Here is a 15,163-nt window from a genome sequence, read left to right on the forward strand (position 1 = left end):
CGTAATCAAGTCTGTAAGCTGGTTGATATGGATACCATAAGCTTCAGCAATGTATGAAGCATACGGAAACTTGTAATCATTGAGCTTGAACATAACGTGATTACAGTAGATATTTGCAGTCAGCTTTTTTCCCTCGCGTGATCGGCTACGAGACTGAATGACATAAAATTGGCCACGCTCATCTCGAACGTGGCCCTTGATTGCTATCTTTTCACGGTAATCATCGCTGGTTTATTGGAACCATAAAGGTTAACTCATATTCACTGTTGATCCTGCGCCGCCGCTGAATGTCGTAAGAGTCAGCCAGCGGTCCAACACGTCTCATGTTTTTATCAATACTTGCATAGTTGGATTCGCCATAAGTCACCTCAATACAAAAATTTATCTCTATGAGCAATACGACACAGCACCGTCCTGCCTGTCTCCGGGTCTGTCCAAGTCAGGTTGTTATTACCGAGATTCAAGTCAAAGAAATCTCCATTGTAAGGATGTGAAACATTCTGTCCATTCCGTGTAATCTTGAATTTGCCGGAATCAATAACAATTACTTCCCCAGGTCGGAATACATCTGTAAACTCGATATAGTCCGTATGATACCTGTCAGCATCTGCATGTAAGCTGCCTGCTCCAGACATACGCTCTGCTATCATCTCAATTTCACGGATAAACTCATACGTTTGGTTGGAGGGATTATTTTGAAGGGAAGTATTGATCTTGGGTATCACGCTGACGGTACTCGAAACCGGCCTGATAAGAACCATGAAATCGATGACCCATCCCTGATGAAGCTGTCTGGGAACTACCCGAAGTACAAAGACGCAACACGAAAACTTAAGGATTACTTGGACGATCAATTAGCTGCTTTTAAAAGTGAAGTATTAAGCGGTAACTACATCAAACCCAGCAAGCTGACGTTTAAAAACTTTTATGAAAATGAGTGGGTTCCGAAGTACGCCGCAATAGAATTAAAGAACGGAACCACCTTGGAATCTCACTGCTCCAAAATCAAGAATCACGTTCTGCCGAAAATTGGTCATATGACTATTGATGAAATTACAACCATGATTTTAGTGAAATTGTTCGCTGATATGAGAAAGCCCGGCGCCCGTGTTGATAAAAAAGGGACAAAGTCTACTCTTGCATCGCGTACAATCCAGTATACTTACGATGTAACAAATAGCATATTCCAACGAGCCACAGAATGACGTGTACTGACCAAAAACCTCCTGGAAGGCGTTAAACGTCCACAAATTAGCAAAGAGGATAAAAAGGCCCGCAAAGACCGCAAAAACTACTTTGAAGAAAATGAGGCTGTCGAGGTAATTGATAAATTACTTTATTCATACTCTAAATGGAGACTTTTTTTCTTGGGGGCGATAATGGGAGGATTCCGACGCGGTCAGTTAATTGCTTTAGACGAAGACGATTGCGACTTTGAAAACAGCAGATTAAGGATTGACGAGAGCATTTCAAGCACCAAAAATGGCCAGGCGGACATTACAGATACCAAGAATGAAGCATCTAACGATTATGTAGATATGCCGCAATGGTATATAGAGGAACTGGCCGTCCATGTTAAAGGCATGCGAAAACTAAGGTTTGAGGCAAAGGCAAATGGGACATGGAAAGGCGGGGATCGCAACTTTGTTTTTCACTCAGGTACAGGGAAACCCTATTACCATACAACGCCGTCCCAGCAGTGGAAAAACTGGTGTGAGCGGTACGGCTTCCATAATGTATCACTTCATGGTCTCCTCCATACAAATGCAACGTATTTGCTGGGCCAGGGAGCATCTATTCAACATCGTTTGCGACACTCCACTTTCAAGTGACCACAGATACCTATGCGCACGTCACCAAAAAGCTTAGTCGCAAAACGACAGCACACCTTGACGTCTTCGATCCGAAAGTTCGTCCCAATCCGTCCCCAAAGGCGAAAAAAGTGCTCGTCCCCTATAAAATGAGTGCTATGATCTCAAGTTCTGAAAAAGCAAAAAACCCTTGAGTATCAAGGGTTTCATGCGATAAATTAATATGCCGAGGACCGGGATCGAACCGGTACGGTAGTCACCTACCGCAGGATTTTAAGTCCTGTGCGTCTGCCAATTCCGCCACCCCGGCATGCATTTAGGAACGTTGTTTTACACTTACTTGACTTGCAAGTACTGGAGAAACATTACTTATGGTTCTCATTATGTAAATACCGTTCAATTGGTCACCAACATATAATACGACAATTTCATCGGTTTGTAAAGTGTTTTTTTAAAAAATAATAAAATTCTCTGTTTGAATAACTTAAGGTCATTTGATTTACACTAATAAACGTCTTTCCAAACTACCAGAAGGGGTGTTACGAATGCGTGAAGGTATGATTCCAGCTGTTCTTGGAACGGTAGTATCAGCTTCAGGCGCTGTGTTGCTGAGCAGTAAGTATAAACTTGCAGCTACAGGCATTCTCGGTTTCGGACTGGCTCATGTTGTCCTGGGAGCGATTGATCTGATTGAGCATCGCTAACTGTTTGGGAAGTGCCGGGAAGGATTCAAATTCCTTCTCGGTTTTATTTTTATAAACGTTTGGTCTGGAGCATAAGCGTTTATGTAAAGTTTAGAATCTGATTATACCTAAGAAGGAGCGAGTAATGTGCTATGAGAAAAAATAACTCTGAAAAAAAGAATCATACCGACGATCAAAACGAATATAAACAATCTCTGGATAAGCGCGAGCCAGGATTTAATCGGATTCCTGACACCGATGCCGATACGCCTGCAGCTACTGATATGATTGATGAAGCCGTTGATCGTGGAATAGACAAGTTGCGCAATGATTTTACAAAATAAAGTTTGGTAATAAAAAGGCTGGCTTATTGAGCATGTTTACCTAATTCTTAGTTATATGTACAGTGATTTCGTAAAATCACTTGAAAATAAGCATAATCCAGCCAATAATCGAAATCCACAGCATGATGCTAATTAAAAGCCCGAATACAATACCTACAGAGAAATTACCTTCGGTCTTCGGCATAGCATTGCCAAATTTTAATCTAAGCTTCAGTTGATCCCAGTTCATAGAACCCCCTCCTTAAGTTCTATTTCGGAATATGAAGCTTATTTTTGTAGATCAATAGTCATATTTATAAAAATAAAAAAGGGTTTTTTGTCCTATCATACTGAGCGAGGAAAAAGTATTACAGCAATACCAATTAAACAAATCAATCCCCCGATGATATCGTACACATCAGGTGTCTTTTTATCAATCCACCAGCCCCATGCAATAGACAGAACAATAAAGACACCTCCATATGCTGCATATACACGCCCAAAGGAGGAGAAAACCTGAAAAGTTGCAATGATCCCATACACTGCCAAAATCACTCCGCCGCAAAGTCCGACATACCATGTCTTCCCTTCACGTAGCCATTGCCAGATCAAATATCCTCCTCCAATTTCAGCGATGCCAGCCAAAATAAAAAGTAACGCTGCCTTTAACACTATTTCACATCCTTCATTCTGCTAAGCTTCTCGATTAATTTTTGAATGTCTCGTTATAGCACTCGGCTTAAAATAATAATCACTGCAATCACGCCGACCAGAATAAGCAGGTTGCTGACCTGACGCCATAAACCAGAGACTCCCTCAGAGTGAAGCCTTTGCTGATTCACATCAAAGTTTGCTTTGGCTCCTTCAGCATCTACAGGCTTAGAGAACGGTCTATTTTCTTCATTCATGTTAACAGCCTCCTTGTTAAGTTTCATCTTAATGATACCAAACTTTACCTCTGATTTCGCATTGATTTTATTGTACAATCATGTGTCGATATTCACTGAATATAAAGTATGAAGATGAATTAGGGCAGTGGGTATTTAGACGCCTTTTATTGCAGGACGGTAGTTATGGTATAATTTAGTCAACTTGTTCAAGAACGTAATCAGAAAATAGCTATTTCTCCAACGCTGATGGATCTACATCCAAGAATCCGCATCCCGATTACAAACCAGCATATTCTAATTGTAATTCCGAGGGAGGATACCGATGTCCCCAATTTTTTTAGCTACTATAATGTTAATGGGCCTGTTGTTATTTCAGGCAGCCATCATTCTGGGTATTATTCATTGGGTTTCCAAGCACACCCGCCGCCCAGCCCGGACCAAAATGTACCTTACGCTGGGTTTGCTCGCTTTGATTTTAGGCTTCTTGGTGTGGAACTACTGGGTATATCCACAGGAATTCAATGGTTGGACGATGATTTGTTGGCTAGTGATCATGATTAGCGCATGTATACAGCTTAGAAAACAAAAAGGAAAAAGCTAGTCTCATTACATGCAGCAAAGGAGGAGCGCCATGAAATCTCACTCAATACGCTTTTGGCTACAGAGGGTGCTACTACTAATGCTTGTTTTACTCTTTAGCGGCTCTCAGCAATCGTTTATCATAGCCGATGCCGCCCCACCTGTTAATGCTCAAGCCTCAGCAAAAGCAAGGCAGCTACTTGCCTACCTTTCTAATGTGCCGGCCGGTATGCTGATCTCCGGGCAGCATGATTACTTGGAGGCACCGGATGAACAAAATAACAAGCTACAACAAATCAGTGGTCAATACGCAGGGCTTCACGGCTATGAGTTTGGAGGATTGGCCAATCAGTCCCATACTGCCTTACGGGAACAGCGGCAACATGTGGTGGACAGCGCTATTCGATGGAGTGAGGACGGCGGGATCGTAGCCATCACCTTTCATCAAGCGTTACCGGGTACACCCAAAACGTGGAAGAACGTACAGGCCAAAATTACTCAAGCTGAGTTCAATCGTTACGTCACGCCGGGCACCTCCCAATATAAGCAGCTGATCGCTGATTTGGACGAGGCTGCTCTGTCACTCAAGAGCTTGCGAGACGCAGATGTGCCTGTTTTATGGAGACCGTATCACGAAATGAACGGCAGCTGGGTTTGGTGGGGGGACAAGCAAAATTACGCCAAACTATGGGATCTGATGTATGATCGGTTCGTACGTGTCCATCATCTCGACAACCTGTTGTGGGTATGGAGTCCCAATGCTCCAAACGCATACAGCACTCCGTATAATCAAACCTTTCCTGGTATACATCGAGTGGATATTCTCGCAGCCGATATCTACAACAATGATTACAAATCCTCTTACTACACCGAATTGCTAAAGCTTGCGCAGGGCAAGCCTATCGGAATCGGGGAAAGTGATATTCTACCGAGTGCAAAGGTATTGCAAAATCAACCTGACTGGGCCTATGCCATGACCTGGGGAAAGGAACTGTCTGCAGTCAATTCTCAGGCAGCGATCAGACATTTCATGAACCAAAACAATATTATCACACGAGAGCTTCTTCATGAGTCCTTCCGCTGACAAGACAAAAAGCTTCAACTTCGCTCTACGAGTGAGGTTGAAGCTTTTTTATAAATAAAACCCAATCAAGTCCTTAACTATTTCTGATTACTTCTTCCAGATCAATATCGGCATAAGCCTCTTCACCAAGATGTACGGATACAATGGTATAGATCCGCTTGGTCAATCTTGACATCAGTCGATCACCCGGTACTACAGAATATTCTTCCCGAAAATCTCCAATTTTGTGAAAACCGCTGGATATATGGATGTACAAGTTGCCTCTTCGTGTTTTACCATGTACCAACATCAAATCTCCTCCTGCTGTAACATCCTAATTTTCCTGTTACATTTATATCGGTCAGAACAAGATAGGATATAAGTCCCTGGTACTCTTTACCCGTTTCATATAATTGTGCACTTAAACGAAACGGGCCTGCCATTAATGTGACAGACCCGTTTTTGTAAAGCTATTACCGTGATTTACGAAAAAACCATTATTTATAGGATTCTGCTATCGCATTTGCTGCAATGATAGCGTTGTACACATCTTCAGGGCTGACAGGGAATGGCATGTTGACCATCGTATCATTGGATGCACAAGCTGTCTCAGCTACTTGACGCCACTCAGCCTCAACAAATTCCTCTACCCCCAAATCACGAAGCGTCAATGGGAGGTCTACATCCTTAATCAGCTTAATTACGGTTTCCAGCTCCTCTTTTGGAGCATTTTCCAGCACCAGCTGAGTTAACAGACCAAAAGTAACCTTCTCGCCATGCTGTGCTTTGTGGAGCGAAGGAACAGCTGTCATACCATTGTGAATGGCATGCGCTGCTGCCAACCCGCCTGATTCTGCACCTACACCACTCAAATAAATAGTTGCTTCAATCGTATCCTCTACCGCACGAGTATATACTTTACGATCGACGGCACGTTTGGCCTTCACTGCATTTTCCAGCAACGTTTCATAACAAAGGCGGGCAAGTCCCAGTCCTGTGGTGGAAGGCTTGTTCAAAACCAGGTTGTCCCCGTTGGACTGATAGCAAGCACGGGCTTCAAAATAAGTCGCCAGTGCATCACCGATACCAGCTGCAAAGAAACGCGCAGGTGCTGCTGCCAGAATCCCTGTATCCGCCAGCACAACGTCTGGATTCGTAGGCAGGAACAAATATTCATCAAAGGAGCCATCTTTCTTATAAATGACCGCAAGCGCGGTACAAGGGGCATCCGTAGAGGCAATCGTCGGGAAAATTACGACAGGCAGCTTTTCATAATAAGCGGTTGCCTTAGCGGTATCCAGCGTTTTACCGCCGCCAATCCCTATAATAATATTAGAGCCGTGTTTACGCACCAATTCACGGTTACGCTCAATTTCTTCTTTTGTACATTCATATTGGAATTTCTCGAAAACTGCCTGGTTACCGGCTGCTTCAATAGAAGCACCAGCCTCCTTTTGGGCCCTTTCAAGAATGAACTCATCACAAATAACAAAGGCTTTATCGCCATAATCCTTAATGTAGTCATTTAATGACGAGAGCAGATTTTGACCAGAAATAAATTTCTTGGGTGAAGTAACGGACCTTACAACGTTTTTCATGTAAATTCCTCCTCAGCTTTGACTCATACCGAAAAGAATAGCCCTTTCAGCATGTGACACATCTAACTATAAACCTCTTTTCCCCATATTAAAAGGCTTATTATGGAATATTTTATGAACAAATTGTGTATCCGTCATCCCTTCACGTCCGCGCTCCATTCAGAATACAGGATTCCCATCATGATACGGTCATAGCTATTACCATCACGAAGAACAGCGGAACGAACCCTGCCTTCAATCTGAAAACCTGCTTTTTCGTAGGTCCGAATAGCCTGATCATTGTATTCAATGACATCCAACCCGACCCGGTTCAAATTTAGTTCATAAAAGGCATAACGAAGAATGAGACGTACAGCTTCTGTCCCGTAACCTTTGCCACGATATTCCGTATTACCTATACCAACGGCCAGTTGCCCGGTTCGATTATTCCACTCAATCCCATGAATAGCAATAAATCCGATCAGGACATCATCGGCTAATGTTCTTAACCGAAAATAAACCTCATTAGAGCTTGGGGCTCCTTCTGCCTCCATCTGCTTCAATGTGTAAGGGAGTGCCAAATCCGTATCTACATTTCGCAGATACTCCGCATCCTCTCCCCATTTGAACATCACCTCGGCATCCTCTTCTCTGACTGCGGCTAGCTTAATTCGTTCTCCGTAAAATAAATTTGCGATCCCCATACGTGCTTCATCTCCTGTTGTACATTTTGTCCGTTTTTTTCACAACAACTGTCAATCAATTAAATGTTCGCAATATAAGCGCCCCTTATGAATTCAATGTATAAATTTTACAAAACAATTGGACATAACACAATCAAAACATTACAAGTACCCTATTTTCAAATACTCAAAAAAGACCTTACAGCCGCAAGGTCTTTCGTATTCTTAATATTTAAACAGCATAGCAACCAGTTGATATCCGGCTCCAATCGTCCAGAACAGCACATAATCACCACGCCGGATACGACCGGATTCGATGCCTTCATACAAGGCAATGAATGGACTACTGGTACCTGTGTAACCATAACGATCACCCACATAGATCATCTGGCATCCTCCAGCTTCAAATGGTCCTGAATCTTCAACACATTTGCCAACGAAAACTGAGACAGGCAATAAGCCCGTATATCCTGAGGTGCCAGCCCATTCTCCTTTAAGATACGTTCAAGCAGATCATATGTTGGGGGCAGAGCCATATTGGCATCAAACGGAAGCCACTGAATATATTTTCCGGGTGCATTCCTTTGCAATGTTGCCGCTAATCCTTGAGCCGGATATAAAATTTTATCTATATTGATCAGGTCTGTAAAATACATGGAATCTATAAAGCCGGTATCCTCTTCTGTACGCTCCAAAATGGCTGCACACGCAGCATCTCCATAATTCGCATAAGTAATTTCATCCTCGGGACCGGAAATGAGCGAGTTATAATCCGAACCAATAATAAGCGCTGTCCGCATATCCGGATTGGACAGCATCGAACGACTAGCCATATCAACAGCTACGGTCATCCCAGCACAGTTGGCATTAGAGTCCATCACGGCTACGTCATGCCTGGCCCCCAATCGCCTGGTGAACAAACAGCCCATTCATCGGAAACAGCGACTCAGGAACCTGGCTGGAGAACACGATCATATCCACATCACGGCCTGTCATACCAGCTTGTTCCAGCGCTTTTTGCGCGGCTGCAATTCCCATGGTTAGACCGTTCTCATCCGGATTATCAATGATATAACGACTTTTTCTGCCCATATGCTCCATGAAGCGTCGAATATCTTTGCCCTGTTCGTCAAAGTGACGAATGTAATATTCGTTATCCAGCGATTGGGACGGATGATACACACCCAGGGCTTTAATTTTAACATGGCTCATCAGCAGTTCCCCCTTGCATACACCTCAAAACATTATTGTACAACAATATCTACGTTGTTTAATCCTGCTTCACGCGCTACACGGCCGAGCTGCATTTTAATAATCGTTTGTTGAAGGCTGATACCAAAAATCACTTTGGCAAACCCCGTTTTTTTATAACGCACAAAAGAGCCCTTCAGTTTCTCTACTTCTCCCGGACCCAGCAACGCCATTTGGGTGCAATCTACCTTGAGCGTGAAGTTGGATGCCTGAATATTCGAGGTTTTGGCTTCATAATCTTTTACAAAACGTTCATACTCCTCATGGCTAAAAACTCCATGCACCGTTTTAATGGCTTGTTCCACTTCGATGGTGTAAGGATGTTGACTTATTTTAGTAGGACTCCTTTGATTTCATATTTTTTCTATTAAGAGTATCGGAAAAGTATGTAGCATTTTTAATATTAAACCAGGAAAAATCACGACTAAAAGATTACAGATTTGTGAATATACAAAAAAAACCGCCACTGCTCCTGACTACAGGAAGCAACTGACGGCTAACAAGTTACTGGTCTGTATTGAATTAATTCGTAAACGTATGCCGACCCAGCGAGATGACAGCCGGACGGCTTTTACTCCATTTGGCTGTGGCAATGGCCGGATTGTAATAATATAAGGACCCATTCGTCGGATCAGCACCATTCAGTGCTTGTCGTGCCGCACGGTATGCGGTCTTGTTTGGCTTGAGGAGATATTGACCATCCTGTACAGCGGTAAACTGACCAGGCTGCAAGATAACGTCCGGAATCGAGCTTGGAAATTCACTAGACTGTACACGGTTTAATACGACAGCGCCAACAGCCACCTGTCCTTCAAACGATTCTCCGCGTGCCTCCGAGTAAATGATCCGGGCCAACTGTTCCAAAGCGGTTAAGCGCACCTTTCCAAAGGAATCCAGCTTGGCTTGTGTTGCCGCTCCAGCTATACCGTCAGGCGTCAGACCATTGTCTCGTTGAAAACGGGTTACTGCTTTGCTGGTCAGAGAACCATAGTACCCGGTAAAACCGGCTTTGAAATAACCGAGCGAATGCAGCTGCTGTTGAAGCTCCAGCACTCGATCGCTCTGGATCCCTTTCTTCAAAGCTGACGATTGCGCTTGTGCTTGCTCCGGTACAACTGATAAGACAGTACCTAGCATGCATGCGCAGGACAGGATTAAAATAGATAGTTTTTTCATATTCCAGACAACCTCCTCTTTCATGTTCTGTCCGGTACAACCATTCCGGCCTGTACAACTCAGGGACGTTTATCCGATGATGTTTCTTCTGCCATAGCTTATTGCCTAGCTGCGGAAAGACGCGTTGCTACACGTGGAATCGGACAAGGCTTCTTTCACACGTCCGTTGCAGTATACCACAAGCCGCATTTACGTATCATCCGGCTCTGGTCCTAAGACTACATCAGCCAAAAAAGGCCCGTTCTAAAGGGCTGACGTGTAATAGAAGCAAAGAATCCTGTTCAAATTACACTTGAATACGTGACTTTTTTCGCTATTTTTCGCCTTCCGCTCGCCCGAAACGCAAATCTGTCCATGCACACATTCATAGGCAAATACATAGGGTAGCGTACGATTATCAAAATTGGAATAACAGAAAGGCAGGAAACGGCACGTGAATGCAAATGTAGATTACACCTCTCCCTCCGTACAATTTACCTATGATTTAAGCGACAATGATCTGTTTCAAAAGGATGCTCAAAACTCGATTAACGAGCTTTCGATCAAGCAGCTGAATACGTTGGTAAATGTATCGCTGCTAGACATCCGCCTCAGTACGGCTAACGTGGTAGAACCCCATTACCATCAAAATGCTACAGAATTAATATACTGCATCTCTGGAGCAGTAACGGTATCGCTGATTAATCCGTTTACCAGCGAGTTACGACATTTCCCGATAACACCTGGTCAGGTGGCTAACGTCCCTCAGGGATGGTGGCATTATCTCGTTGCTACGATGGACAACACTCATTTACTATCGATTTTTAATGTCCCCATCCCTGAATTCATTCTAGGTTCTGACGTCTTGCGCTTAACGCCAAGTAATATTCTGGCTCATGCGTACTGCCTGAATGAGAATAAAATTCAAGAGGCGCTCAGCCCTATTAAAAAACCCGTCCTCATCGGCCCTCCCAAGGATTGCAAGCATCAGACGCTTCGAAAACCGGGCGTACATGTGAGACTTGCCGACGCTCCAACACATTATCAGGCCACCCCTGAAAGAAGCAGCCCATATACAAATGGGTATCCCGGTTTTTCATTTAATCCCTATCTGGATCAGGCTTAGCTCTGATCAGACCCTAAGTTCGATTGAATGTCCCTTTCCTGTATGTTCGCCGTTACCATTAGACCTTTCTTCTCATAAAATGCGAATGTACAAGAGGGGGTGATTGAATGGACGCATACTACAACTGCTTGAAATGTATGAACAAAAAGGTGCGTATTCTGACTATAGACGGAAAGCAGTACGAAGGAACTATTACGGATGTTGATCGCAATAACGTGTACTTAAGAACAGAACGAAATGGTCGTGTACAAACGTCTGCCTTTTATCCTTACGGATATGGAGACCAAATCTTGACTTTGAGCCTGTTCACCCTGCTCGCGATTGCCTTAATTTAATCCTTAATCCGCGTCATGTCCTGCCTGCACATTCCTATACACCTCATATGACAGCTGCCCAGCCCGGTATAGATTGTGTCAGGGTTTGTACGCTGCTATGAGGTGTTTTATCATATATGCCAATCGACTCATCTTCTAAAATGATTAAACCCCTCACCGGTATATACCGATGAGGGGTTTAACCTAATCAATTCAATTTAAACCCATAAAGACTTGGTGATGATGACCAGCAGAATGAACAGTACAAGAATTGCCCCTGTTGATGTCCAAACTCCTGGATATGCAGCACCGCCGCCACAACCTCTTTCACAATCACTCATGGTTCATTTCCTCCTTTATTTCAAGGTACACCATAGATTATGTATTGAGTTTTCCTATGGACCGGGCCTTTTGGCAATGTTATTGAATCTTTCCGTTGATGGGCATTAGCCTACACCTTTCCTGGGCAGGAGCATAAGATATCACATCTAATCTTGAAGGAGTGAAGCAATTGAATCCGAATCAAGTGTTCAGTTACAGTACCAATCAACCTTTCCCTCACCATCCACCCCATCCCCCCATGGTGGTATCCCCTGTAGATCCATATGTAGTAGAAACATTAAAATCGGTCATCGGCAAGTATGTCGTGCTTGAAACAACACGCGGCAGAATTGACGGATGCGTAGTGGATTGTAAGCCTGACCATGTCATTTTAGATGTATACGGAAAGAAATTTTTTGTTCGTATCTGCGAAATCGTATGGATTATGCCCGGCTAAACGAATCAGCAACAAAAAATCCTCGCAGATCCTATCCGGATTCGCGAGGATCTATCGTGTTATGTTGTACTAATTAGCCTCCCGCCAGTGACGAACGCAGTTCATCGATCGTTCCGTTATATTCATCCAAATCCACTGCCCCATTGATACCCGGAACACTGCCTGTGCTGCTGTATTGCCAAGCCCACCAGCTATTCCAGGCCGGAACTGCAGTCGGCTTTTGCGTAGTGCTGTATCTGGCTACCCACAGTTTATACATAGAAAACGTAGGGTCAAACTTGAAAGCAAAAACATTGCCTGTATATACGATCGGCTGACGCCCGGTGAGCTTTTCCATTTCATCCAAAAATGCATGAGCTACTTCACTAATTTGTGCTGAAGTAAGACCTTTGGGGTTATTTTCATAATCCAGCACAGGCGGCAGATCCAGTCTTCCTCCTGCTGAATCTATAGCCCTGGCAAAATTAGCAGCTTCCAGACGAGCCCCATCTGCAGTAGTCGCATTCAAAAAGTGGTAAGCACCAACTAATATATTGGCATCTCTGGCTCCCTGAACATTCACCAAAAATTGATTATCTTGATATTTTGTCCCTTCTGTAGCTTTAATGAAGGCGAAGGTCTTACCTGCCGCCGCTACTTGCTGCCAATCGATTTTGCCGTTATAGTGGGACACGTCAATTCCCTGAGCATGACCGTCGGAAGCAAGAGTAGGTTCAGTGGGCTCAGTAGGCGAAATAGCTGTAACAGGCCCCGTAGGGGCTGTCTCATCTGATGTCTGATCTATTGCTATGATAACCTTATCGTCGTCTTCGTTTAGTACATGATAAGGTGCACTGTTATTTAGATCTACCACAATACGTACTGAAGCGGGATTTGTACTAAATTTAGAGTATCTGACTTGTGAAACATCAGGATCATCTGTAACTGGAAAAGCCCCTTGTCCACCTTTATCAAAAGATTGCGATGACAGGAAATCCTCAGAAAATTTTGAATCAGGTATGTCTACAACAATACGGTCTGTATGAGTCAACGTAGTTACTTTAGGGCTTACTTTTCCATTCACTGCAATGGTTAATTGATGATTAGTGAAGCTAATTTGGCTGATAGGTGCAAGTGCGTTCTCTTCTACATCAGTGACAGTCTGAGTGGGAGAATTTCCGCGGGAAGACTCGCTATTCACGCTTGAAGTAGCTGGAGTAGTCAGAACCACTGTTTTAAGCTCACTATTCCAGGTCACATCAATTCCCGTCTGCTCAGATACAAAACGAATCGGAACATAGGTTGTCCCTCCTGTAAGTAACGGAGCTACTGCTAATCCCATTTGTTGTCCATTAACAGAAGCCATGGGATTGTCGACCTGAAGACTGAGAATCTGATTCTTATTTTGATTCTGAATCGTTACCGTTCTTGTCTTGGGCTCCCAGTTGACCTTATAACCCAGCTCCTCCACAATGAGACGAAGTGGGACCAACACATTCCCCTTTACCTCCTGGATCTCAACTCCCTTTGCAGCACTTATGTCTTTACCGTCCAACTGGATATGTGAGCTTGAAGACGCAGCATGACTCTCCACTGGAAATACGAGTAGAAATAAAAACAGAAAAGCAAACCAACGAATGTTCTTCATATGTACCCTACCATTCTCTAAATTTTCACTTGTTGTCTTACAATCTATAATCCTGCAATCTATGATCTTGAAATCTACGATCTCAAAACCTTTCGTTTTGATAGACGCGAACAATATGTAGAAGTTACGATTAGTTTAGCACATATTTCAAACTTACTCATTCATTGCACAAAAAAACTCTGCCAGCCATACAGCAAGCAGAGCTCTTTCGGGTTTTTACGGACTTTTTCAGCACATTCAAACGGTGTTTATTCCTCTTAATTTACACTGTTAAAAAGGTTAAACCTACAAGCATCACCGAAGTAATAGACAGCACCAGTAAGGGAAGCAGTGCTTTCTCCCGCAAAGCCTTAAAGCTTACATTCAGCCCCATGCCTACCATAGCCATCGTTAGCATAAATGTAGTAGCTTGGGAAATTTCGTTCATCAGTCTGGAAGGAACCACAATATATTTTCCCAAAACATAGCTGCCCAAAATACTTGTAGCGATAAAGCCAATGAGGAACCAAGGGAACTCCACTTTTGCATCTGGGCGAAGCTTCCCACTGCGTTTCATCCAGTATATTAAAATAAAGCTGAGCGGTATTAGTAAAAAGACACGCCCCAATTTAGCCAATAGGCCCATCGCAAGAGCATCCTGTCCGGCAGGCGCCGCAGCTAAGGCCACATGTGCAATTTCATGCAGACTGCTTCCCGACCAAATTCCGTATTGCATATCCGTCAAAGGAATCCAGGGACGAAGTACTGTGAACAAAATGGCAAATACCGTTCCAACCAAGGCGATTAATCCAACTCCAATGGCCGTATCCTCATCCTTGGCTTTCAGCAGGGGAGACACGGCCGCAATGGCTGCTGCGCCGCAAACCCCTGTCCCAATCCCGAGAAGAAGCGATAGCGAAGCATCTGCCTTGAAACGTTTGGCCAGACCAATTGTAAACAAGATAGAGAATACAACAATACCTGCATCACGCAAAAGCAAACCCAGTCCTTGATGAATGACTATATCCATATTGAGCTTTAGCCCATAAAGCACAATAGCCCCTCGCAGCAATTTTTTAGAAGAAAACTCAACCCCTGGGCGTACAGCTTCTGGATACCCCCATAACTGCCGGTACAGGACAGCGAGAAACATGGCGCATGCCAATGGGCCTACATAATGAAAGCCTGGAAATTCGTTCAGAGCGTATCCTGCCAATGCGAATATCATCGTTAGCACAATGCCCAGTACACATGGGGTCCATCGCCCCCTATTTGATGATAATTTGATGTATTTTGTATGACTGCTCATGGTGACTCCCTCCCA

The 15,163-nt window shown here is 43.8% G+C and carries 21 protein-coding genes, 1 tRNA gene and 1 pseudogene; 9 read left to right on the forward strand and 14 right to left on the reverse strand.

What is annotated here, in order from left to right; all coding sequences use genetic code 11:
* Nucleotides 1–368: 368 nt before the first annotated feature.
* The gene (locus L693_RS0100505; RefSeq protein WP_025715592.1) at nt 369–725 is read right to left on the reverse strand and encodes a phage distal tail protein; all 357 of its coding nucleotides are present in this window, start codon (nt 723–725) and stop codon (nt 369–371) included.
* Between L693_RS0100505 and L693_RS27525 the strand changes: the two genes are divergently transcribed.
* Nucleotides 696–1,205 carry a hypothetical protein gene (locus tag L693_RS27525; RefSeq protein WP_049825010.1) on the forward strand — a complete coding sequence of 170 codons (510 nt, stop codon included), beginning with the start codon at nt 696–698 and terminating at the stop codon, nt 1,203–1,205. The two genes, L693_RS0100505 and L693_RS27525, sit on opposite strands and share 30 nt — an antisense overlap.
* 45 nt (nt 1,206–1,250) lie before the next feature.
* The gene (locus L693_RS27530; protein WP_269320810.1) at nt 1,251–1,832 is read left to right on the forward strand and encodes a site-specific integrase; all 582 of its coding nucleotides are present in this window, start codon (nt 1,251–1,253) and stop codon (nt 1,830–1,832) included.
* 203 nt (nt 1,833–2,035) lie between these two features.
* Here the strand turns inward: L693_RS27530 and L693_RS0100515 are convergent.
* Nucleotides 2,036–2,121, reverse strand: a tRNA-Leu gene (locus L693_RS0100515).
* 235 nt (nt 2,122–2,356) lie between these two features.
* Here L693_RS0100515 and L693_RS0100520 point away from each other — a divergent pair.
* Complete coding sequence (locus tag L693_RS0100520; protein ID WP_013311032.1) at nt 2,357–2,515, forward strand: hypothetical protein; 159 nt, start codon at nt 2,357–2,359, stop codon at nt 2,513–2,515.
* 131 nt (nt 2,516–2,646) lie between these two features.
* Nucleotides 2,647–2,838 carry a hypothetical protein gene (locus L693_RS0100525; RefSeq protein ID WP_025715593.1) on the forward strand — a complete coding sequence of 64 codons (192 nt, stop codon included), beginning with the start codon at nt 2,647–2,649 and terminating at the stop codon, nt 2,836–2,838.
* Nucleotides 2,839–2,914: 76 nt separating this feature from the next.
* Here L693_RS0100525 and L693_RS30365 read toward each other — a convergent pair whose 3' ends face one another.
* From L693_RS30365 to L693_RS0100540, 3 genes are all read right to left on the reverse strand, one after another.
* A complete protein-coding gene (locus L693_RS30365; protein ID WP_167518622.1) occupies nt 2,915–3,067 on the reverse strand; it encodes a hypothetical protein in 153 nt (50 codons plus the stop codon).
* Nucleotides 3,068–3,162: 95 nt separating this feature from the next.
* Nucleotides 3,163–3,489 carry a YnfA family protein gene (locus tag L693_RS0100535; RefSeq protein WP_025715594.1) on the reverse strand — a complete coding sequence of 109 codons (327 nt, stop codon included), beginning with the start codon at nt 3,487–3,489 and terminating at the stop codon, nt 3,163–3,165.
* Between the two features lie 53 nt (nt 3,490–3,542).
* The gene (locus tag L693_RS0100540) at nt 3,543–3,725 is read right to left on the reverse strand and encodes a hypothetical protein (RefSeq protein WP_025715595.1); all 183 of its coding nucleotides are present in this window, start codon (nt 3,723–3,725) and stop codon (nt 3,543–3,545) included.
* A 304-nt stretch (nt 3,726–4,029) separates the two neighbouring features.
* Between L693_RS0100540 and L693_RS0100545 the strand changes: the two genes are divergently transcribed.
* Both L693_RS0100545 and L693_RS0100550 read left to right on the forward strand, forming a co-directional pair.
* Complete coding sequence (locus L693_RS0100545; protein WP_025715596.1) at nt 4,030–4,308, forward strand: hypothetical protein; 279 nt, start codon at nt 4,030–4,032, stop codon at nt 4,306–4,308.
* A 30-nt stretch (nt 4,309–4,338) separates the two neighbouring features.
* Complete coding sequence (locus L693_RS0100550) at nt 4,339–5,370, forward strand: glycosyl hydrolase (RefSeq protein WP_025715597.1); 1,032 nt, start codon at nt 4,339–4,341, stop codon at nt 5,368–5,370.
* A gap of 73 nt (nt 5,371–5,443) precedes the next feature.
* Here L693_RS0100550 and L693_RS0100555 read toward each other — a convergent pair whose 3' ends face one another.
* The 6 genes and pseudogenes from L693_RS0100555 to L693_RS0100580 all read right to left on the reverse strand — a co-directional run bounded on the left by L693_RS0100555 (nt 5,444) and on the right by L693_RS0100580 (nt 10,036).
* Nucleotides 5,444–5,659, reverse strand: coding sequence for a hypothetical protein (locus L693_RS0100555; RefSeq protein ID WP_025715598.1), 216 nt, complete (start codon nt 5,657–5,659; stop codon nt 5,444–5,446).
* 187 nt (nt 5,660–5,846) lie between these two features.
* Nucleotides 5,847–6,947: a glycerol dehydrogenase gene (locus L693_RS0100560; protein ID WP_025715599.1), complete on the reverse strand. Its 1,101-nt coding sequence runs from the start codon at nt 6,945–6,947 to the stop codon at nt 5,847–5,849.
* Nucleotides 6,948–7,081: 134 nt separating this feature from the next.
* Nucleotides 7,082–7,630, reverse strand: a complete 549-nt coding sequence (locus L693_RS0100565) for a GNAT family N-acetyltransferase (RefSeq protein ID WP_025715600.1) — start codon at nt 7,628–7,630, stop codon at nt 7,082–7,084.
* A 204-nt stretch (nt 7,631–7,834) separates the two neighbouring features.
* Nucleotides 7,835–8,821: pseudogene (locus L693_RS0100570) on the reverse strand (ketoacyl-ACP synthase III).
* 32 nt (nt 8,822–8,853) lie between these two features.
* Nucleotides 8,854–9,192, reverse strand: a complete 339-nt coding sequence (locus L693_RS0100575; RefSeq protein ID WP_025715601.1) for a hypothetical protein — start codon at nt 9,190–9,192, stop codon at nt 8,854–8,856.
* Nucleotides 9,193–9,382: 190 nt separating this feature from the next.
* Nucleotides 9,383–10,036 carry a cell wall hydrolase gene (locus L693_RS0100580; protein WP_025715602.1) on the reverse strand — a complete coding sequence of 218 codons (654 nt, stop codon included), beginning with the start codon at nt 10,034–10,036 and terminating at the stop codon, nt 9,383–9,385.
* 433 nt (nt 10,037–10,469) lie between these two features.
* Between L693_RS0100580 and L693_RS0100585 the strand changes: the two genes are divergently transcribed.
* Together L693_RS0100585 and L693_RS0100590 are read left to right on the forward strand one after the other, a co-directional pair.
* A complete protein-coding gene (locus tag L693_RS0100585; RefSeq protein ID WP_025715603.1) occupies nt 10,470–11,141 on the forward strand; it encodes a cupin domain-containing protein in 672 nt (223 codons plus the stop codon).
* Nucleotides 11,142–11,248: 107 nt separating this feature from the next.
* Nucleotides 11,249–11,476 carry a hypothetical protein gene (locus L693_RS0100590; RefSeq protein ID WP_025715604.1) on the forward strand — a complete coding sequence of 76 codons (228 nt, stop codon included), beginning with the start codon at nt 11,249–11,251 and terminating at the stop codon, nt 11,474–11,476.
* A gap of 197 nt (nt 11,477–11,673) precedes the next feature.
* Here L693_RS0100590 and L693_RS31855 read toward each other — a convergent pair whose 3' ends face one another.
* Nucleotides 11,674–11,796, reverse strand: coding sequence for a hypothetical protein (locus L693_RS31855; RefSeq protein ID WP_269320809.1), 123 nt, complete (start codon nt 11,794–11,796; stop codon nt 11,674–11,676).
* Nucleotides 11,797–11,966: 170 nt separating this feature from the next.
* On the opposite strand from L693_RS31855, the gene L693_RS0100600 reads away from it, so the two are divergent.
* Nucleotides 11,967–12,233, forward strand: coding sequence for a YuzF family protein (locus L693_RS0100600; RefSeq protein ID WP_025715605.1), 267 nt, complete (start codon nt 11,967–11,969; stop codon nt 12,231–12,233).
* 73 nt (nt 12,234–12,306) lie between these two features.
* Here L693_RS0100600 and L693_RS0100605 read toward each other — a convergent pair whose 3' ends face one another.
* Both L693_RS0100605 and L693_RS0100610 read right to left on the reverse strand, forming a co-directional pair.
* Nucleotides 12,307–13,860, reverse strand: a complete 1,554-nt coding sequence (locus tag L693_RS0100605) for a GH25 family lysozyme (protein ID WP_025715606.1) — start codon at nt 13,858–13,860, stop codon at nt 12,307–12,309.
* Nucleotides 13,861–14,122: 262 nt separating this feature from the next.
* On the reverse strand, nt 14,123–15,148 hold the full coding sequence (locus L693_RS0100610; protein ID WP_025715607.1) for a YeiH family protein: 1,026 nt from the start codon (nt 15,146–15,148) through the stop codon (nt 14,123–14,125).
* Between the last annotated feature and the right edge of the window lie 15 nt (nt 15,149–15,163).

Source organism: Paenibacillus sp. 1-18, from assembly GCF_000520755.1.
GTDB classification, from domain to species: domain Bacteria; phylum Bacillota; class Bacilli; order Paenibacillales; family Paenibacillaceae; genus Paenibacillus; species Paenibacillus brasilensis.